The organism is Paenisporosarcina sp. NPDC076907 (assembly GCF_050269735.1).
Taxonomy (GTDB): domain Bacteria; phylum Bacillota; class Bacilli; order Bacillales_A; family Planococcaceae; genus Paenisporosarcina.
The window spans coordinates 14,204-33,904 of the sequence record NZ_JBNNIX010000003.1; the positions used below are offsets into that span (position 1 = coordinate 14,204).

Genomic DNA, 19,701 nt, shown 5'->3' on the forward strand with positions numbered 1-19,701 from the left:
TCGACGGCTCTCGTGTAGAATTAGAAAAATCTTTAAAGATTGAAGGAGTTGGAGTACATGGCAAAACGCGATCATTTTGCATCTAAGATAGGCTTCGTCCTCGCAGCAGCTGGAAGTGCGATAGGGCTAGGGGCAATATGGAAGTTTCCATATATGGCAGGAACAAACGGTGGTAGCGTGTTTGTCTTATTATTTATCATCAGCACCTTGTTGATTGGTTTGCCGATTTTGCTTGCAGAGTTCGTCATTGGACGTAAAGGTCAAGCCGATGCAATTACTGGACTTAAAAAACTGGCACCGGGGAAGAAATGGTTTTTAATCGGATGGTCAGGGTTCTTTTTCTCATTTATTATTCTTTCATTTTACAGTGTTGTAGGTGGATGGATTTTATCTTATTTAGGCAGAGCATTAATGTTCAGCCTCAATAATAATGGTGAAAGTTATTATGCGAACTTATTCGACAGTATTATTGCCAACCCATGGGAAGTATTAGTTGGACAAGCTGTCTTTATGTTACTAACAATTTTAATCGTACAAGGCGGCATTGAGGCTGGAATTGAACGTGCCAGCCGCATCATGATGCCCGCTCTCTTGATTTTCTTTGTAGTACTTGTTATTCGTTCATTGACATTGGACGGTGCTATGGAAGGCGTTAAATTCATGTTTGTACCGGATTGGTCTTACTTTACTGCACAAACTATGCTTTTGGCATTGGGACAGGCATTCTTCTCTCTTAGTGTTGGGGTAGCCGGAATGATGACCTATGCTTCTTACTTGCCAAAGGAACAAAAATTAGGGAATTCCGCTTTCAGCGTCTCATTATTAAATATCGGCATTTCCCTTATGGCTGGACTGGTTATTTTCCCGGCAGTTTTTGCACTCGGTTATTCACCGAATGAAGGACCGGGTTTAGTGTTTATCATTTTACCTGCTGTATTTGAACAAATACCTTTCGGTGCCTTCTTTATGTTGTTGTTCTTCATTTTGATGTTATTTGCAACTTTAACTTCCTCTATAGCGATGTTGGAGACTGTAGTGTCAATGGGAATTAAAAATGCATATGATAAACGGAAACGTTCTTCATGGATTTACGGTTTGCTTATTTTCCTTGTAGGTATCCCAAGTGCTCTATCTTTTGGTGTATTTTCGGATGTAAAGATTTTCGGGAAAACATTCTTCGATTTTGCTGACTTCCTGACAAATACTTTTGGTTTACCTTTAGGCGCATTAATGATTTCAATCTTTGCAGGGTACGTTTTGAAAAAACAAGAAACTTTCGAGGAATTGAATATTTCTTCTTTAAAATTTAATATTTGGCATTTGATTGTTCGTTATCTGGCTCCGATTGCTATCATCGTGGTCTTCCTAAATGCCATGATCTCAGTTTTTAGAGGTTGATAACTGTCTGTAAAACGACTTATTTCACAAAAATTATATCTATGATGTATGATAAGATAGTTGAAAACATACGATTTACGATGGAAAGGAGTGCATGAAGATGAAACATGAATTTCACACTCAACTTCGCTTATTGCGAGAAGAACGTAATATGTCTTTAGAAGATTTATCACTAAAAACAAGAATTGGTGCGGGGAAATTAGAACAATATGAAGCAGGTACGGAAGTCCCTTCTGTACAGACCATCTTGAAATTATCCAACGCACTCGAAGTTCCAGCATCTAATTTATTGGACGGACTTCAAGTTAGTTCTTAATACACGAAAAGAGCTTTCACCAATTTTGGTGGAAGCTCTTTTTTTGATGTGCTTATACGATGCATTTTGCTTCGTATTTTACCGCTATTAATTTATAGGCAATTTGAACACATTGTTCTATGGGAATCCATTGTTCATATGAATGTTCATATACTTCCTGTATGCGTTTTGCCAGTTCAGTAGGGTGATCAATTCCTTGTAGAGCTGCTACAACATCAGCTGTTTCCGTATCGTAAGCATCTATCCCCATATTAAAAGGATCCCACAATTGAAGCAACCTCACTGCTTTGCGATTCATTTCAAAGTTTTCCATCATTTTTCACCTATTTACTTTTCTTTAATAAGAGCTATGATAACATATTAATAAAAAAAGGAAAGAAGGAATTACTTTGACTTCGTTTGAACAAGTAATCGATCGACGCAATACTCGCTCAGTTAAATGGGATTTAATGGAGAAGATATATGGAATTGAAGATGCTTCAGATATCTTGCCAATGTGGGTAGCAGATATGGATTTTGCAGCGCCACAAGCAGTCATTGATGCACTTGAAGAACGACTCAAACATCCAGTATTTGGCTACTCATACATGTGTGAAGGATGTAAAACCGCCGTGCAAAATTGGTTAAATAAAAGGCATGGTTGGCAAACACAAACTGACTGGATGCTCTTTCATCATGGGGTAGTTCCAGCCATTGCGACGGTTATTGAAACCTTTACTCAAAAAGGTGACCGCATTCTGATTTCTTCCCCTGTCTATCCCCCGTTTTTCTCCATTCCTGAAAAACAAGGAAGACAAGTGGTTGAGAATTTCCTCATTGAAAAAAATGGTACATATGAATTTGATTTACGTAGTTTTGAAGAACATTTATCTCAGGACGTGAAACTTTTCATTTTATGTAATCCTCACAATCCGGGTGGAATGGTGTGGTCAAAAGAAATATTGGCAGAAATTGTTCGCTTGTGTGCGAAATATAATACCTTGATTTTGTCAGATGAAATACATAGTGATTTGGTTTTCGCTCCTCATCGACACATCCCTCTTGTCTCTGTAGCAAATGGGGAAGAAAATCGCATTATAACTTGTGTTGCTCCAACAAAAACCTTTAATTTGGCGGGTGTACAAGCTGCTGTCATGATTACAACGGATGAAGAGAAACGAGAACAGTTGAAAGAAAATGCGCTAGCTCACGGACAAATGGAATTGAGTCCATTTGCGGCAACGGCATTAACTGCCGCTTACGAACATGGTGAACCTTGGTTAGAGGAATTATTAACTGTCATTTCTTCACATATGGACTATGTCATTTCTGAAATAACCTATGCTATTCCATCCGTAAAAATAACGAAACCGAACGGTACCTATTTGTTATGGATTGATACTCGCGAAACCGGTCTATCTGAAAAAGAAATCATGAACTTACTGTTGACCAAAGGAAAGCTGGCTTTGGAACCTGGTTCTAAATATGGTGAAGCGGGAACAGGATTTTTCAGAATGAATATCGCTTGTCCGAGAGAGGTTCTTGAGGATGGGGTTGCCCGTTTTATAAAGGCATTGACTTAAAGGAAGTATTGGATTGCTCAGCAATATGATCAATGAAATTGCTTAGTCCATGTCTCCCTATTAAGTTGTCGATTTTGATGAGAGGAGAAAAACAACTCGTTTATCTCCCTCCTGGCAAATAAAGAATCTTTTTTTCATTAGAAATTATTGCTATTCAACAGATTTGAATCAATTTCACAGGATTTTTGGGGCAACTCTTCAAAAATAATATTAACTTTTTCGATTTGGTTGCAACTTTTCGGATTTGGTTGCAACTTTTGCAGTTTTCGTTGCAACTTTCCTGATTTGGTTGCAACTTTCGAGATTTCGTTGCAACTATCCATTTATCTCCTAATTTTTTATCTATCTACTTTTTTTGAGATATGGATCCACCTCGGAAAGCGCAACTGTTTTAAGGAATATCAATATTCACAGGCAACTATTCTATAAAAAAGGGGCTGTCCTCAAAAGTCATTTTTCATGACTTTTTGGACAGCCCCTTACATATTTATTGTGAATCTTTTTGTTTGTCGATCTGACGTTCACGTAAAATACGTTCTTCTAAATCCTTTGTCTTTTGTTCTTGTTTTTTGGAAAGTTTGATAATCCAGCGAAAAGCAAGGACGCAAAGAATTGCAAAGATCAAGAATTGAAAAGCAGCAGGAATATAGGCAGACTTATCTTCTGGAAAGTATAGAAAGTTGAGAATCCAATTATTCATTTGGAACACTTCCTAACTTATTTTTGAAGTACTTCGATAGATTCGATTTTGATGTCTTCAAGTGGTTTGTCGCTTGAATTCCTTTTAACCTTAGTCATCGAATCTACAACATCCATACCTTCAATAACTTGTCCAAAAACTGTGTGACGGTTATCCAACCATGGTGTTCCACCGTTTTTAGAATAAGCTTCAATAATTTCTTCTGGGTATCCAGCTTGTTTCAATTGGTTTAGCATGCTTGAATCTACACGGCTAGCTTGAACGATAAAGAACTGACTTCCGTTTGTACCTGGACCGGCGTTCGCCATTGATAATGCGCCACGCAAGTTGAAAGCTTTATCCGAGAACTCATCTTCAAATTTAGGTCCGTAAATGCTTTCTCCACCCATACCTGTACCAGTTGGGTCGCCACCTTGGATCATGAAGTCTTGAATGATTCGGTGGAAAATGATGCCATCATAATAACCATTTTCAGCATGAGTAATAAAGTTTTCGACTGTTTTAGGAGCGATTTCTGGGAAAAGTTTAATTTTAATCGCACCCATTGTTGTGTTCATTACGACTAACGCTTCATTTGTAGCAACTTCTGTTGATAATTGTGGATACATTGCACTCTCTCCTTCAGTTGTAGTTGTAGTTGTAGTAGTTTCTTGCGTTTCTTCAGTTGGTTTTTCTGTTTCGACACTTTCTTTCGTGCCACATCCTGCTAACAGGACAAACAAGCTAATTAATAACAGCCATCCTCGTTTTTTCATGTTCATTTCACCCTAAAATAGTCTATCATATTCTGTTAACAATTTCAGTAAATAAGTCATACCACTTCCTTCGTTAGACGAAATGTTTTATAATTAAACAATAACGAATACTTTGTAGTCGAAATGAAAGAAGGAATTTATTTGGTCAATCAAAAAAGAAATTTCTATATTATATGGATATCAAATTTTTTAGTAGCAGGAACCGCAACGATGATTATGCCCTTCCTGTCACTTTATATAGATACAATGGGTGACTTTTCTGATTCATATGTACAAAAATGGTCAGGTTTTGTTTTTGGCATTACATTCGTTTCAGCTTTCCTTATGTCTCCAATCTGGGGACGAATCGCTGATCGCTTCGGTTATAAACCGATATTAATCATTACAGGTTTTGGGATATCCTTCAGTATTCTACTCATGGGGTTTGTACATTCAGTGGAAGCTTTCTTCTTTTTACGATTGTTTATGGGGGTAGTTACTGGATTTATACCAACATCACTGGCTTTCATCAGTTCCCAAACACCTAAAGAGGTAGCCGGTAAGACACTTGGAACTTTGCAAATGGGAAGTGTTTCTGGTACGTTATTCGGACCTGTTCTAGGTGGTTTACTTGCAGATTCATTTGGTTTTCAGTATACATTTGTCATCACATCCGCAGTCATTGCATTTGCAGCAATTCTTATTTTGGTTGGTATAAGGGAAACAAAAAATATTCCTGCAGCTGATGCTCATGTGTATTCACGAAAAACCGTGTTATCTGGAATCATTCATCATCGATTGGTATTTAACGTAATGATTATTACTGCCTTGATTCAAATCGGGAACTTCAGCATCCAGCCCCTTCTCTCGCTATACGTTTCAGGATTGACCGATTCCTCTCAAGTAGCTTTGCTTGCAGGAATTACGTTCAGTGCAGCAGGAGTTGGAAATTTATTATTCGCAAGAAAATGGGGACAACTGGGAGATTCCATTGGTTATGAAAAAGTGTTAAGTTTCCTGCTAATTCTGGCTTTTCTTTTCATTGTTCCGCAAGCTTTTGTAACAGAGCTATGGCAGTTAATTATATTAAGACTCCTATTTGGGATTGCCGTTGGCGGCTTGGTCCCAATTACGACTGCACTGGTCAGACGCGAATCTCCAATAGAGATTCAAGGTGAGATGATGGGTTACAATACGAGTTTTCGATTTTTCGGGAATATCATAGGTCCGATGTTAGGCGGAATTATCAGTGGATATATAGGGATTTCTTCTGTCTTTTTCGTCACAGGTGCATTATTTCTCTTGTCATATTTAGTTCTGACATCTACTCGTAAAAAACCCGAACAAGATTTTGAAAAAGTGTTGCTAAATGAAGAAGCACATCAGCAAGCTTAATTCATTTTCAAAGCGTTTCTCATTCATGAGAGACGTTTTTTTTTGTGAATTTTTTATGATTTTTCATGAAATCTACTGTTGTTTCTTCCTATTTATCATCTTGTTGAAAGTTAGGAGACAACTCCTTGAACTGTAAGGAGTATCTCATGCAAACACTCAATGTGTACGCTATAATTGACTTTACAGTGAGAAATTGTGATTTTTCTAAAAAGGAGGATTAACTTGTCTTTTGTCTATTTTATTTTCATCCCCATGCTTGCCGCACTTGTGATTCCTTTTTTATATAAAAAAGTACGTGGCATTCACACCGGTTGGTTTGTACTAGCCGTTCCAGTCATATTGTTCAGCCTCTATTCCACATTTCTATCAAAGGTTAAGCATGGAGACTCATTTACTTCCTCTTTCGAATGGATTCCTTCGTTGAACATTGCGGTTACCTCATACATAGACGGATTGAGTTTGTTATTCTCTCTACTCATTACCGGTATTGGCTCATTGGTCGTGCTATATTCCATATTCTATCTGGATAAAACACGTGAGCAATTGCATAATTTCTACGTTTATTTGTTACTCTTCATGACAGCGATGCTTGGGGTTGTACAATCCGATCATATGATCAGTTTGTATTTCTTCTGGGAATTGACATCAATCTCTTCATTCTTATTGATTGGGTATTGGTATAAACGAGATCGTTCCCGCTTTGGTGCTTTAAAATCAATGATGATTACCGTATTTGGCGGATTAATGATGCTCGGTGGCTTCGTTCTTCTCTCGATAATGGGAGACACTTATTCAATTCGGGAATTGATTGATTCCGCTCCAGAGCTCGCCAACCATGAATGGTTTGTATGGTCTCTAATTCTCATTTTACTAGGGGCTTTCACCAAGTCTGCACAGTTCCCATTCTATATTTGGTTACCGGATGCAATGGAAGCACCTACTCCCGTCAGTGCTTACTTACACTCAGCCACAATGGTTAAAGCCGGCCTTTATTTAGTAGCTCGGTTCACGCCAATATTCGCAAGTTCAGAATGGTGGATTTGGCTTGTGACTGGGAGTGGATTATTAACACTTTTTTGGGGTTCATTCTTCGCTTTGAAACAAACAGACTTAAAAGGCATTTTGGCTTTCTCAACAGTAAGTCAACTTGGCTTGATTATGTCTTTACTTGGTGCAGGAGCGATTTCTTTCCACACAGGAATTGAAGAGAATTCCATCTTTAAATATGCTGCTTTTGCAGCTATTTTCCACTTAGTGAATCACGCAACATTTAAAGGCAGTCTGTTCATGATTGCCGGTATCGTCGATCATGAGACTGGGACACGAGATATTCGAAAACTCGGTGGCCTCATGAGCTTGATGCCAATCAGTTTTACCATTGCTCTTATTGGAAGTTTTTCAATGGCAGGCCTTCCTCCATTTAACGGTTTCCTGAGTAAAGAGATGTTTCTAACTGGAATGCTCTCCATACCAGAGTTTAATTTGTTTGCGTTTGATACTTGGGGGATATTATTCCCGATTATCGCTTGGATTGCCAGCGTGTTCACATTTGTATATAGTTTCTATTTTGTATTCCGCACGTTTACTGGGAAATACAAACCGGATCTATTACCAAAACAAGCTCACGAAGCACCGATTGGCATGCTCATTTCACCTGCCATTTTAGGAGCTCTCGTAGTAGCAATCTTCTTTATTCCTAATGTCATTGGTGATGTTTTGGTTAAACCAGCTGTTGTGGCTATACAGCCCTACCTTTACGCTGTACCTGACGATATAGACATTCACATTAAAGCTTGGCATTGGCCCAGTATTGAATTGTGTATGACCATTGGGATTTTCCTATTGGGGTATCTCCTATATGCGACCTTGACTAGATGGCAACCACTATACAACAAATTCCCGCAAGGTTTCACCCTTAATCGTCTGTACGACACAATGATGTTTTTAAGTGAAGTTGGGACAAACCGTCTATCTAGAATTTATATGACGGGCTTCATTCGCTCATATTTAGTGTATATGTTTACTGGAATTGTTCTTTTAACGATCAGTACAGTTTTCATTAAAGAAGCTTTTGATATCAGTTTCGCTACGCTGGCACCGATTCGTTTTTACGAACTGATTATTGCCCTTGTGTTAATCGCTGGGACATTGACCATCTTATTGGCTAAGTCCCGATTAACTTCCATCATTGCATTGGGTGCAGTAGGTTACTCAGTTGCTCTATTCTTTGTCATTTTTAATGCTCCAGACCTGGCATTAACCCAATTAGTAATTGAAACCGTTTCCGTTGCCCTGTTCCTATTAGCTTTTTACCATTTACCAAAGTTAAATCGTCATGAAAATCGAATGAAATTCCGTTTGGGCAATGCAATGGTTGCAATTGGCGTTGGCGTTACCGTTACCATCGTTGCGCTTTCTGCTCATTCACAGAAGCTGGTCCCGTCCATTTCATCATATTATGAAAAAACGGTCTATACAGAAGCTGGTGGCGGTAATATCGTAAATGTCATTTTAGTCGACTATCGCGGATTTGATACTTTATTTGAAATTGCAGTTCTCGCAATCGCATCTCTTGGCATTATTGCGTTGATTCAGCTGCGCTTGACTAAAAAGAAAGAGGTGAATCGAATTGAAGACAAATGATGTTATTTTACAAACAACTACAAAAATCATCTTCTTTATCATTTTTCTCTTTTCGATTCACATTTTCTTTGCTGGTCATTACACACCGGGTGGCGGATTTGTAGGAGGTTTACTGACCGCCAGCGGGATCGTCCTGTTGTTGCTGGCATTTGATTTAAAAACTGTTACAACTGCACTACCAATCAACTACACGGTCATGACGGCAATTGGATTATTATTGGCATTAAGTACAGCTGCAGGATCCATTTTCTTCAATGTGCCTTTCTTTACACATGCCTTTGATTATTTCAATCTTCCTCTATTGGGGAAACAGTCATTACATACCGCTATGTTGTTTGATACAGGAGTATATTTAGTTGTTGTAGGCGTTACGATGACCATTATTCAATCGATTGGAGCTGATGATTAATGGAAATTGTCATGTGTTTTGTCATCGGTTTTCTATTCATGGCAGCAGTTTATTTAATGCTTTCTAAAAGTCTTCTGCGCATTATTATTGGTACCGGATTACTCAGTCATGGAGCACATTTACTGATTCTGACGATGGGTGGACTTGAAGGAACCGCACCGCCGGTTGTTTCACCTGGTGTGACGGATTATGCTGACCCTCTTCCCCAGGCACTGATTTTGACTGCGATCGTCATCAGTTTCGGTGTAACTGCTTTTTTCTTGGTTCTTGCTTATCGCGCTTATCAGGAATTGGGTACAGATAATATGAATTTAATGAGAGGAACTGAAGATCATGATTAATTTGCTTTTGTTCCCCATCTTACTTCCTTTTTTCTTTGCCATGATTTTAATGCTTTTTCCAAAGAAGATTCTTGCACAACGAACAGTTGCTTCTACTGCTCTTGTACTAACCTTTGGAGTAACTCTTGTATTACTGTTCAAAGTTAAAACAGATGGCATTCAAGCCATTACACTCGGTAACTGGCCTGCCCCATTTGGTATCTCGATGGTTTCGGATATGTTATCAGTATTACTCGTCCTGTCCTCGACATTGATTGCCCTTTTAGTTGTCTGGTATAGTTTTTCATCAATCGGGAAGGATCGAGAATCCTATTTCTACTATCCTGGCATCTTGTTCATGTTAACGGGTGTGAATGGTGCATTTACCACCGGCGACATTTTCAACATGTTCGTATTTTTTGAAGTATTACTTATGTCTTCCTACTTATTAATTGTTCTCGGTGGTGAAAAAGAACAATTACGGGAATCTATTAAATATATTTTAGTGAACGTCATTTCATCTGCTTTATTCGTTGTGACCGTTGCTTATTTGTATTCCGTTATCGGCACTTTGAATATGGCTGATATTTCAGTGAAAATCGCACAAATTGATCAACCTGGAATTATCACAGTCATCGCGGTATTATTCCTGATGGTCTTTGGTCTGAAAGGTGCGATATTTCCGCTTTATTTCTGGTTGCCAAGCTCTTACGCGGCACCACCAATTCCTGTATTGGCCTTATTTGGAGCATTATTGACCAAAGTTGGCGTTTACGCCATTATGCGTACATATACTCTGTTCTTCACACTGGATCAAGGTTTTACACACGAAATGCTAATGATCCTTTCGATTCTAACGATCATTGCGGGATGTATTGGTGCATTGGCTTACTTTGATGTAAAGAAAATTATCATTTATAACATCATTATTGCTGTTGGCGTTATTTTATTTGGTGCATCCCAAATGAACGAAGCCGCATTAATGGGTTCTGTATTCTACTTAATTCATGACATTTTGATTAAAGGGGCTTTGTTCTTATTAATTGGTGTCATTATTGCGATTACTGGCACATCTGATTTAAGAAAAATGGGTGGATTGATTAAAACTTATCCGATGCTTGGATGGACTTACTTAATAGCTGCTTTTGGCTTAGCCGGTATACCACCTTTGAGTGGATTTATAGGAAAATTGCTTATTGTACAAGGTGGATTTGAAGCAGGGAATTTATGGGGAAGTATTTTGATTTTACTTTCTAGTCTCGCTGTTTTATTATCCGTTGTCCGTATTTTCATTTATGCTTTCTGGGGTGAGCCGCTCGATATCAAACCTCTTACAAGACAGCATTACCGCGGATTGTTTATACCTGCAGCCATTTTAGTAGGAATCAGTGTTTTGTACGGCATAGGCTCAGAGTGGTTGGTCGCTTATATGAGTGACGCAGCAAATGTATTGCTAGAACCTTCACTCTATATAAAAGCTGTTTTAGGAGGTGCATAAAATGGCATTTCAAATCATGCTAAACTTTTTTATCGCCTTTCTTTGGATGTTTTTATCCGTATCATTTAATGCTTCCACGTTTATCGTCGGATTTTTATTAGGGATGCTCATGCTGTGGATAACGAAAGGATTCTTTCCAGGGCGGTTCTATATGAATCGTGTGTGGGCCGTGATTAAACTGATCATGCTATTCTTAAAGGAATTAATCATGGCTAATATTCAGGTTCTGTTGTTGATTATTCAGCCGAAGATGCCGATTAAACCTGCGATATTCGCATTGCCCATTGAAGTGGAAAAGGATTGGGAGATCACGCTTTTAGCAAGTTTAATTACATTGACACCTGGTACCCTTGTTATCGACGTGTCTAAGGATTCCAAAATTTTATATATCCATGCATTGCATTATGACGATGCGGACGAAGCAATTGCTTCAATAAAAAATACATTTGAAAAAGCCATACAGGAGGTGAGCCGCTGATGATGGTATTCTTTTGGGTCATGGTTATATTGATTAGCCTGTCCATGTTGGCTTTTATTTATAGAATGATTGCCGGTCCTACTATCCCTGACAGAGTTGTAGCGCTGGATTCATTGGGGGTTGCACTGATATCAATAATAGGTATATTTTCTATTCTCGTTGATACCAGCTTTTTCCTAGAAATCATTTTACTGCTCGCAATTTTAGCATTTATTGGCACTGTGGCTTTCTCTAAGTTTTTAGAGAAAGGAGAGATTATCCAACGTGATAACGATCATAGCTAATATCCTAATTGTTTCTACTATTGGATTTGGGGTAATTTTCATTCTTGTTACCGCAATTGGATTGATTCGCCTGCCAGATGTTTATTCCCGAACTCATGCTGCATCCAAAAGCGCTACGCTCGGGGTTATGTTCATCCTTCTCGGTGTATTTCTCCACTTCTGGTTAATTGAAGGTCATATTAATACCCGAATTCTACTAGGCATTGTATTTCTATTTATCACAGGGCCAGTTGGTGGACATGTCATCGGCCGCTCTGCCTATTTATCAGGCGTAAAACTTTGGGATAAATCAGTTAGAGATGAATTAGCTCCTGTTGTAGCTGAACGTAAAAAACAACATGAACATAGAAAAACGTAAAGCTCAAGCCTGAAATAAAATAAAACGCTTTTGCTGTTCCCATAATGGGAGAGCAAAAGCGTTTTTTTAATATGGGCGATATGGATTATAAGGATAATATGGGTATTGATATTGGTATTGGTATGGATAATAAGGATAAGGTTGATAGTATGGTTGATTATAGAATGCTGAACCAAGCAAGCTTCCTGCCAAGCCCCCTAAAAATGGACCACCAAAAAAGCCTAGTCCTCCAAACCCACGTCCAAATCCACCACCAAATCCTCTTCCAAATCCTCCACCGTAAGGTCGATAGCGATTCATATGTCCCCTCCTCTCTTTCCTAACGTATGAAAAAAAGGAAGTGTGACATATGCATATAGCCTATAAGCCAAAATAGCACTGTAATACTAGTCTTTACATTCTACCGATTTATTCTTCAGTATCTTCCAGGCTCATTCGTTCAATAAGCGTCGCTAAAGAACGGACCATTGCCCCAGTTCCACCTTTTGGTCCTAAATCGTGTGCAGCGCTTGCATCTGAAGTGCCAGCGATATCTAAATGGATCCAAGGTGTATTTTCAACAAATTCACCAACAAACCCACCACCGAAAATCATATGACCGTCACGTCCAGGTGAATTGTTTAAGTCGGCCACATCACTTTTGCGAATACGTTTCTTATCACTTTCAGTTAAAGGCAATCTCCAAACAAACTCACCTGTTTCAACTGTAGCTTCTAAAAATGTTTCAAAGAACGTTTCATCATTCGTTAATGCACCTGTTTTATCTTTACCAAGAGCGATGATTACACCACCAGTCAAAGTTGCTACGTCTACAATATAGTTCGCGCCTTGTTGCTTGGCATATGTGACCGAATCAGCCAAAACAAGTCGACCTTCAGCATCCGTATTCAGGATTTCAATCGTTTTCCCACTTAAAGAAGTGATGACATCATCCGGTTTAAACGCATTGCCTGAAATCATGTTATCAGTAGACGCAATGACAGCTATGACGTTTTTATTAGGGCGTGTTTCACCAATGATGCGCATTGCACCTAAAACAGCTGCTGCACCTCCCATGTCCCCTTTCATGCCAACGAGGCCATCCTTAGGCTTAATGGAGTAACCACCAGTATCGTAAGTAATCCCTTTACCTACCAGACCAACAACATCAGTCCATTCTTCATTTGCGCGATATTTAATGACCATTAATCTTGGTTCCTCTGTTGAACCTTGATTCACTGCCAAAATAGCGCCCATTCCCAGTTCTTCCATTTCAGCTTTGCCTAGTTCTTCATATTCGAAATCATATGTTTCTGCCAATTCTTTTGCGTACTCAGCCATTTTGGTTGCCGTCAATACGTTCGAAGGCATGTTTACTAGCGTACGGGCTTCATTAACTGCTTCTGCATACACTTGTCCTACTTCAAAATAAGCCAAAATTTCCTGTTCATCCGAATTCGTTAACAATTCAACATGGTCCAGATAAGCTTCTACTTCATTTGAAGAAGTCTTGTAGTTCGGCACTTTATATAGTCCCATCCCAATTCCTTCTGCAGAAAGATAAGCCGCATCTTCTATTTCAATATCTTCATTGATAAACGAATCCAACCAGATGGATACACTTGATGTTTTAGATGAAACCAGTTCTTTTCCAACTGTCCCAAAAATATCACGTAATTCATCTTGATCTAAAGTTTTACGATCGCCAAGGCCAACAAAGAAAATGCGTTGAAGTTTGCCCTCTTGAAGTGTTGGTAATTTCGTCAATTCCTTGCGATCAGTCGAAACATCTCCGGTCTTTAACCATTTTTCCAAGGATGAACCATAGAAAGAAACAAAGTCTGACCAACCTTGTGTGTTTTCAGGATGTTTAAATGTTCCCACAATCAATACATCTGTTTGTACTTCATTAAAATTAATACCTGCAACATTTACTTTCACATAAACCCCTCCATCTATTTACATTCGAATTCTATTATATACGAATATGTTACGCTTTTCGAATTATCTGTCATTAGATGATTTTACGCGTTTTTGAGAGTTATAGATGTGGTATACTTTACTATACAATTCAACATGAAAGGGTGGACAACAATGGACATTCTAACAAATATTCCACTCCTTGCAGCGTTATTCGGAATCATATTTGCTCAACTCGTAAAAATCCCGATTACCTATTTAGTCACAGGAGTTGTGGACTGGAAGCTATTCACTTCAACTGGAGGCATGCCGAGTTCCCACTCTGCAGCAGTAACGGCTTTAACTACTGCAGTGGCCTTTGAAACTGGCCTCGGTTCACCACTTTTCGCTGTGTCTGCAATCTTTGCCATCATCGTCATGTTTGATGCGACCGGTGTGCGTTTCCAAGCTGGACAGCAAGCAATCATGATTAATCAAATGCGCATTGACTTTCAAGTATTTGTTAATCAATCAAAAGGATGGGCTCAGAAAAAAAATGAAGAAAAAATTGAAGAGCTCAAAACTCTTCTTGGTCACAAACCAAGTGAAGTGTTTATAGGCGCACTGACTGGAATAGTCATTTCCATTATCATTTATGTCTTCATATTATAAAAAGCAGTGAAGCTCTTTTACGAGCTTCACTGCTTTTTGGTTAATGGAAATATTAAACTTCATATAGAACTTTTTATCCCCATGTGCGACTAGTCACATAAAGCGTCAGTGTTGAGCTTAAAAGACAATTTACGTTTTTCATCGTTAAAACATTTGATATCCATTTTTACGTAACAGTTTGATGACGATTCCTGCAATGATTGCGCCAACCAAACCACTCGACAAAACTAAAATATCTGCGAAATGAAGAGCCAATAATTTATCTCCAAGCGCTTGAAATGCCATCACAGGTGATGTGAAGTATTCAAAGAAATCTACTTCATCGATGATTAAGATAACGATTATTGGATAGACAATTGCCATTAACCATGTCATGCGAAGTAACATATTGAGTAAAAAACCGATTCCGAAAAACATAACCATAAATATTAATACGGATAACATAACCGTTACAAGTGTAAAATTACCGTCCATTGAATTGTTCCCTCCATGCGTTCCTTTCAACAGTTTACATGATTGATATGTACCTTTCAATATCCTGGTGAGTTGTTCATCGGAATGTAACAAGTTACTGACTACAATGAGCTTTTCATCCTTCTAACAAGTACAAAAAAAGGCTCTTTTCGCATATTTACGAAAAGAACCTTCATTGCTGATTATTTTCTGCCTGATCCAGCACAACACGAACATGTCTCAGATCCACCAAGGCGTAATTGGAAGTATCCGTTTCCTTTGCAGTATGGGCATAGATTGGCTTTAACATCCTTTTTGTAAGTAGTCAAATTGACCATCTCCTTTTAGGTTTAAATTCTTAATTTTCAGATAATATAACATACTGAGATTTACCTGTAAACCATATTCCCATACAATGTAAACGAATACATACTATTTTTACTCTTATATCCTCTCTTATTCTCTTTTTTCCTTAATCTTTCATAAAACGAGCTGCATATTCTCTACATCTTCTTATATATGCGTAAAACGCCCATTAATTGCCCAATAATAATAGAATACTTAAATTTTTTACATTAACAGGCATTAACAGGATATATTCACTTCAAAACTTTACTTACGCTTCGATGGCATTAAACCTAAAAAAAATCCCATCTGAAGATCCAGATGGGATTAAGAAATCAATATTATAAAACGTTGAATTTACCTTTTTTAACAACTAATGAAGGGCCACCTAACATGTATAGAGCACGGTTATCAACCATTTTCTTCATGAATGAAGCTTTAGCACCCGTCACTTTTTTACCGAAGACTACGCCAATTGCATCGTCTTCTCCAAGTGAACATACACTACCTTTTAAATCAGGTACGAATGTTTCTGTTTGTTCTCCATTGATTAAAGCAATAAGGTTCTTCGCCACGGTCACACCTTGTTGCATAGCAATTTGAGCCGTTGGTGGGTATGGACGGTTAACTTCTTCATTAATCAATAAAGCGCAATCTCCAACGATAAATACATCATCGTGGCCTGGAGCACGCATATCTTTTTCAACTTTAACGCGAGCACGCATGTTTTCGATGCCTGTTTGTTCGATTAAACGATTTCCGCGAACGCCTGCAGCCCAAACTACTGTGCCAGCTTTCACAAAATCAAACTCTTCTTCACCTTTTTTGATCTTAACGCCTTCAGGAGTTGCTTCAACAACTGGTGTTCCAATCGAGAATTCAATTCCTTTTGCTTGTAGATGTCCAACAGCGTATTCAACTAATTCCGGATCGAAACCTGGTAATACCATTGGTGCAGCTTCTACACAAATAACGCGCACTTTTTCTTGAGGTACATCAAATTCTTTGCAAAGTTCAGGAACTCGGTTACCAAGTTCACCAAGGAACTCGATACCTGTAAATCCAGCACCACCTACAACGATTGTTAAGCGGCTATCATCTTTTACTTCTTCCATTGACCATGTAGCGAATTGGTATTCGATATGTTCACGGATTTGACGCGCTGCTTTGACATTTGCAATAGATAAAGCATATTTATCTAAACCTGGAATACCGAATGTTTCGCCTTCGAATCCAAGACCGATTACTAGGTAGTCATAAGTAAACACACCGTTATCAGTTGTTACTTGTTTTCCAGGAATATCGATTCCTTCTACAGAAGCTTTAACAAATTTTACTTTATCTGATTTAATAACATCTGCGATGTCATATCGTACTTGATCTGGTCTTAAAGTTCCTGCTGAAGCTTCATGTAACCAAGTTGATTCATAGTGATAATCATTTTGGTTGATTAGTGTAATATCCGCAACGTCAGGTCCAATATTTTTTTGTAAGTTGACTATGGTTGCTAAACCGCCATATCCGGCGCCTAATACTAAAATTGTCGGTCTTTTCACGAAGATCGAAACCACCTTTAAATAGTTTTATATTATTTCGTCCAGTCTAAGAAAAAAGAAGTATTTCCATACTTCAATCAGACTTAAGCGAATTTGTCTCTTTTTCGACAAATGTACTATCCTCTATAATATACTTCTTATGTTTTGATTTCAATATAATCTTGTCAAGAGTAAAAGGTTTGAATTTACAGAAAAAAACCAATCAATCTTAGTCTTAGCAATTTTCTGGTGTACCTGTTTTGCTGGCTGTTCGAAATGAAGAACCGCATCCACATGACGCAATGGCATTTGGATTTTCAATCGTAAACCCGCCGCCCATCAAGGATTGCTTATAATCAATCACGGTACCTTTTATAATCGCTGCATCATCACTTGACACTAGAATGGTCAAACCGTGTTGCTCAAGAGTAATGTCGGAGTCTTTCTTTTCCTGTTCAAAACCCATTCCATATGAAAGTCCGCTGCATCCACCGCCATGCACGGCTACACGTAGAAAAGCTCCATGCTCTTCATTGTGACTCATCATTTCTTTCACTTGGTAAGCTGCAGCTTCTGATAATTCGACAACTTGTGTCATCCGTTACACCTTCCTTCTATCCTTTATGATACCAATTATGAACAATTACATACAACTAGAACAACTTAAAATGATTCTCCATACAATCAACCTTTTGGGTATAATGGAGAAAAGATATGTATAAAAAAGGAGCCTTTTAAGGCCCCCAATTGTACAGCATAAAAAACAGCTGGCACTACACTTTTCATATTGTCCTGCTACCTATCTATGCACCAGGTCACCAAGCAAAAGTAAACTTTCGATTCAGACCTTCCAACACGAGTGTCAGTCAGAAATGGCATTTTGGAATTTCAGGATTAAAATACTTGTTCTACTTCAACGACACCTGGAACTTCTTCCAATAGGGCTCTTTCAATACCTGCTTTTAATGTAATTGTAGAACTTGGGCAGCTTCCGCACGCACCAAGAAGACGAAGTTTGACTATGCCATCTTCGATATCGACAAGCTCACAATCTCCACCATCACGGAGTAAGAATGGACGTAATTTATCTAGTACTTCTTGAACTTGTTCTGTCATCATTGTATCAGTCATTTATTTCGACTCCTTTCCTTATAATTATTATAATGTGAAGAGAAGAAAAAATCCAACAGTACATACGAAATGGAGATAATTATCATGGAGAAAAATGCAATTTCAATTGAAATTTATGGTGCGGATGTCGTTTGCGCCAGCTGTGTAAATGCACCTACGTCTAGAGATACGTATGAATGGCTTCAAGCAGCCATTGATCGCAAATACCCTAACCAACCATATGAAATAACTTATATTGATATTGAAAAGCCGGTGGACAACGAGCGTCAGAGAGTATTGGCTAACCGTGTACTGGAAGAAGAATTCTTTTTCCCGCTCGTTTTAGTTGCTGGAGAAGTGGTTGGTGAAGGGTATATTCAACTCCAACCCGTATTTGTAGAATTAGAAAAGCATGGCTTTGTGAGTAAATAATAAAAGAGACCTGGAAGTTATTTTTAACTTCCAGGTCTCTTTCTATTCATCAGCCATTATGCCACTTGTACATCCATAACACACCGGATTTTAACAAACGTGCAATACGTCCAGTAACTGTGCGGTCTGCCAAGTACGCAAAACCTTGTTTTTTCCCTAAAGAACCGAGGAAACCTTTTAGTTTGATTTCCGGCATAGTTTCAGGCAACTCTTTGCCTTTCCAACGTGCATGAAGCACTTCAACAATTTGTTCCGCTTGTTCTTCCGCAACTTGAGCACTTGGCGCATAAGGTAACGCAGCGCAATCTCCGACCACATAGACACTTTCGTCTTCAGGTAAGTTATGGTATTGAGTCAACACAACACGCCCAATAGAGTCAGTTTCCGTATTCATGTTTCGCACAGGTGCGACAGGTTGAATACCTGCAGTCCACACCACTGCATCCACTTCAATCGTCTCTTCATGGTTATGCAAAACAGTTGGTTCCACATTTGTGATGTTTGAATTACTGATAACTTCTACATTGTGCGTATCAAACCATTTTTTCACGAAATTACTTAGACGTTCTGGGAAGTCACGCAAAATACGTGGGCTTCGATCAAACAATTTTATTCTTAAATCCGGACGTGATTCCCGTAATTCGCTGGCAAGCTCAATTCCGCTTAAGCCGGCACCTACGATTCCTACAACAGACCCAGAAGGCAATCCACATAATTTATTGAATGTTTCGCGTGATCGACCGATCGTTTGAATACTTAGAGTGAATTCGTCAGCACCAGGTACACCATGGTACTTATCTTCACAACCTAATCCAATAACTACATTATCATAAGGAATTTGGATATCGTTGGCCAACACGACCATTTTTTGTTCACGGTTGATCTCAACGACTTCACCGTAGACCATTTTTAAGCGTTCATGTTCTGGATACGACACTCGCACTTCTTGATCAGGGACAGTACCAGCTGCCAATGCATAAAACTCTGTTTTTAAGCTGTGGAATGGTGTTCGGTCCACTAAGGTAATTTGTACATCTTCAGGTAAATTATTTGGAAGTAAACGAAGCAACACACGCATGTTGCCGTATCCACCGCCAAGTAGCACTAAGTTTTTCATAAAAAAATCTCCCTTGAGCATTTTATATACAGTCTTTCTTTACGTTGTTAGTATAAATCATTGT

General features: G+C 38.6%; 24 protein-coding genes. 13 read left to right on the top strand and 11 right to left on the bottom strand.

What is annotated here, in order from left to right; all coding sequences use genetic code 11:
• Window positions 1-57: 57 nt before the first annotated feature.
• Together ACQKEV_RS11565 and ACQKEV_RS11570 are read left to right on the top strand one after the other, a co-directional pair.
• Window positions 58-1,398, top strand: coding sequence for a sodium-dependent transporter (locus ACQKEV_RS11565; RefSeq protein WP_427446270.1), 1,341 nt, complete (start codon window positions 58-60; stop codon window positions 1,396-1,398).
• A gap of 100 nt (window positions 1,399-1,498) precedes the next feature.
• Complete coding sequence (locus ACQKEV_RS11570) at window positions 1,499-1,714, top strand: helix-turn-helix domain-containing protein (protein WP_269926483.1); 216 nt, start codon at window positions 1,499-1,501, stop codon at window positions 1,712-1,714.
• 52 nt (window positions 1,715-1,766) lie between these two features.
• Here the strand turns inward: ACQKEV_RS11570 and ACQKEV_RS11575 are convergent, their stop codons facing one another.
• Complete coding sequence (locus ACQKEV_RS11575; protein ID WP_427446272.1) at window positions 1,767-2,027, bottom strand: DUF1871 family protein; 261 nt, start codon at window positions 2,025-2,027, stop codon at window positions 1,767-1,769.
• 76 nt (window positions 2,028-2,103) lie between these two features.
• Between ACQKEV_RS11575 and ACQKEV_RS11580 the strand changes: the two genes are divergently transcribed.
• Window positions 2,104-3,276 carry a MalY/PatB family protein gene (locus ACQKEV_RS11580; RefSeq protein ID WP_427446273.1) on the top strand — a complete coding sequence of 391 codons (1,173 nt, stop codon included), beginning with the start codon at window positions 2,104-2,106 and terminating at the stop codon, window positions 3,274-3,276.
• A 487-nt stretch (window positions 3,277-3,763) separates the two neighbouring features.
• Here ACQKEV_RS11580 and ACQKEV_RS11585 read toward each other — a convergent pair whose 3' ends face one another.
• Complete coding sequence (locus ACQKEV_RS11585) at window positions 3,764-3,976, bottom strand: hypothetical protein (RefSeq protein WP_427446275.1); 213 nt, start codon at window positions 3,974-3,976, stop codon at window positions 3,764-3,766.
• A 17-nt stretch (window positions 3,977-3,993) separates the two neighbouring features.
• Window positions 3,994-4,731, bottom strand: coding sequence for a peptidylprolyl isomerase (locus tag ACQKEV_RS11590; RefSeq protein ID WP_427446276.1), 738 nt, complete (start codon window positions 4,729-4,731; stop codon window positions 3,994-3,996).
• Window positions 4,732-4,872: 141 nt separating this feature from the next.
• On the opposite strand from ACQKEV_RS11590, the gene ACQKEV_RS11595 reads away from it, so the two are divergent.
• The 8 genes from ACQKEV_RS11595 to mnhG all read left to right on the top strand — a co-directional run bounded on the left by ACQKEV_RS11595 (window position 4,873) and on the right by mnhG (window position 12,095).
• Complete coding sequence (locus ACQKEV_RS11595) at window positions 4,873-6,105, top strand: MFS transporter (RefSeq protein ID WP_427457888.1); 1,233 nt, start codon at window positions 4,873-4,875, stop codon at window positions 6,103-6,105.
• 222 nt (window positions 6,106-6,327) lie between these two features.
• Window positions 6,328-8,748 carry a Na+/H+ antiporter subunit A gene (locus ACQKEV_RS11600; protein ID WP_427446278.1) on the top strand — a complete coding sequence of 807 codons (2,421 nt, stop codon included), beginning with the start codon at window positions 6,328-6,330 and terminating at the stop codon, window positions 8,746-8,748.
• Window positions 8,735-9,157, top strand: a complete 423-nt coding sequence (locus ACQKEV_RS11605; protein ID WP_427446279.1) for a Na(+)/H(+) antiporter subunit B — start codon at window positions 8,735-8,737, stop codon at window positions 9,155-9,157. Before ACQKEV_RS11600 ends, ACQKEV_RS11605 begins: the two co-directional genes overlap by 14 nt.
• Entirely contained in the window at window positions 9,157-9,498 is a 342-nt protein-coding gene (locus ACQKEV_RS11610; RefSeq protein WP_427446281.1) for a Na(+)/H(+) antiporter subunit C, read from the top strand. Before ACQKEV_RS11605 ends, ACQKEV_RS11610 begins: the two co-directional genes overlap by 1 nt.
• Window positions 9,491-10,975: a Na+/H+ antiporter subunit D gene (locus ACQKEV_RS11615; RefSeq protein ID WP_427446282.1), complete on the top strand. Its 1,485-nt coding sequence runs from the start codon at window positions 9,491-9,493 to the stop codon at window positions 10,973-10,975. The genes ACQKEV_RS11610 and ACQKEV_RS11615 overlap by 8 nt, the downstream gene beginning before the upstream one ends.
• Window position 10,976: 1 nt before the next feature.
• Window positions 10,977-11,453 (top strand): Na+/H+ antiporter subunit E, encoded by a 477-nt coding sequence (locus ACQKEV_RS11620; protein WP_427446283.1) that lies wholly within the window; start codon window positions 10,977-10,979, stop codon window positions 11,451-11,453.
• The gene (locus tag ACQKEV_RS11625) at window positions 11,453-11,737 is read left to right on the top strand and encodes a Na(+)/H(+) antiporter subunit F1 (RefSeq protein WP_427446284.1); all 285 of its coding nucleotides are present in this window, start codon (window positions 11,453-11,455) and stop codon (window positions 11,735-11,737) included. Before ACQKEV_RS11620 ends, ACQKEV_RS11625 begins: the two co-directional genes overlap by 1 nt.
• The gene (gene mnhG, locus ACQKEV_RS11630; RefSeq protein ID WP_427446285.1) at window positions 11,718-12,095 is read left to right on the top strand and encodes a monovalent cation/H(+) antiporter subunit G; all 378 of its coding nucleotides are present in this window, start codon (window positions 11,718-11,720) and stop codon (window positions 12,093-12,095) included. The genes ACQKEV_RS11625 and mnhG overlap by 20 nt, the downstream gene beginning before the upstream one ends.
• Window positions 12,096-12,161: 66 nt before the next feature.
• Here mnhG and ACQKEV_RS11635 read toward each other — a convergent pair whose 3' ends face one another.
• Both ACQKEV_RS11635 and ACQKEV_RS11640 read right to left on the bottom strand, forming a co-directional pair.
• Complete coding sequence (locus ACQKEV_RS11635) at window positions 12,162-12,395, bottom strand: hypothetical protein (protein ID WP_427446286.1); 234 nt, start codon at window positions 12,393-12,395, stop codon at window positions 12,162-12,164.
• 108 nt (window positions 12,396-12,503) lie between these two features.
• Window positions 12,504-14,015: a leucyl aminopeptidase gene (locus ACQKEV_RS11640; RefSeq protein ID WP_427446287.1), complete on the bottom strand. Its 1,512-nt coding sequence runs from the start codon at window positions 14,013-14,015 to the stop codon at window positions 12,504-12,506.
• 153 nt (window positions 14,016-14,168) lie between these two features.
• On the opposite strand from ACQKEV_RS11640, the gene ACQKEV_RS11645 reads away from it, so the two are divergent.
• Window positions 14,169-14,645, top strand: a complete 477-nt coding sequence (locus ACQKEV_RS11645) for a divergent PAP2 family protein (RefSeq protein ID WP_427446288.1) — start codon at window positions 14,169-14,171, stop codon at window positions 14,643-14,645.
• Between the two features lie 144 nt (window positions 14,646-14,789).
• On the opposite strand, the gene ACQKEV_RS11650 is transcribed toward ACQKEV_RS11645, so the two are convergent.
• The 5 genes from ACQKEV_RS11650 to ACQKEV_RS11670 all read right to left on the bottom strand — a co-directional run bounded on the left by ACQKEV_RS11650 (window position 14,790) and on the right by ACQKEV_RS11670 (window position 18,109).
• Window positions 14,790-15,119: a YuiB family protein gene (locus ACQKEV_RS11650; protein ID WP_427446290.1), complete on the bottom strand. Its 330-nt coding sequence runs from the start codon at window positions 15,117-15,119 to the stop codon at window positions 14,790-14,792.
• Between the two features lie 182 nt (window positions 15,120-15,301).
• The gene (locus ACQKEV_RS11655) at window positions 15,302-15,436 is read right to left on the bottom strand and encodes a YuiA family protein (RefSeq protein ID WP_427446292.1); all 135 of its coding nucleotides are present in this window, start codon (window positions 15,434-15,436) and stop codon (window positions 15,302-15,304) included.
• 348 nt (window positions 15,437-15,784) lie between these two features.
• Window positions 15,785-16,999: an NAD(P)/FAD-dependent oxidoreductase gene (locus ACQKEV_RS11660; protein ID WP_427446294.1), complete on the bottom strand. Its 1,215-nt coding sequence runs from the start codon at window positions 16,997-16,999 to the stop codon at window positions 15,785-15,787.
• A 214-nt stretch (window positions 17,000-17,213) separates the two neighbouring features.
• Complete coding sequence (locus tag ACQKEV_RS11665; RefSeq protein WP_427446296.1) at window positions 17,214-17,576, bottom strand: HesB/IscA family protein; 363 nt, start codon at window positions 17,574-17,576, stop codon at window positions 17,214-17,216.
• Window positions 17,577-17,872: 296 nt separating this feature from the next.
• The gene (locus ACQKEV_RS11670; RefSeq protein WP_269926503.1) at window positions 17,873-18,109 is read right to left on the bottom strand and encodes a NifU family protein; all 237 of its coding nucleotides are present in this window, start codon (window positions 18,107-18,109) and stop codon (window positions 17,873-17,875) included.
• Window positions 18,110-18,193: 84 nt separating this feature from the next.
• On the opposite strand from ACQKEV_RS11670, the gene ACQKEV_RS11675 reads away from it, so the two are divergent.
• On the top strand, window positions 18,194-18,520 hold the full coding sequence (locus ACQKEV_RS11675; protein WP_427446297.1) for a YuzD family protein: 327 nt from the start codon (window positions 18,194-18,196) through the stop codon (window positions 18,518-18,520).
• A 49-nt stretch (window positions 18,521-18,569) separates the two neighbouring features.
• On the opposite strand, the gene ACQKEV_RS11680 is transcribed toward ACQKEV_RS11675, so the two are convergent.
• Window positions 18,570-19,637: an NAD(P)/FAD-dependent oxidoreductase gene (locus tag ACQKEV_RS11680; protein WP_427446299.1), complete on the bottom strand. Its 1,068-nt coding sequence runs from the start codon at window positions 19,635-19,637 to the stop codon at window positions 18,570-18,572.
• Window positions 19,638-19,701 lie beyond the last annotated feature (64 nt).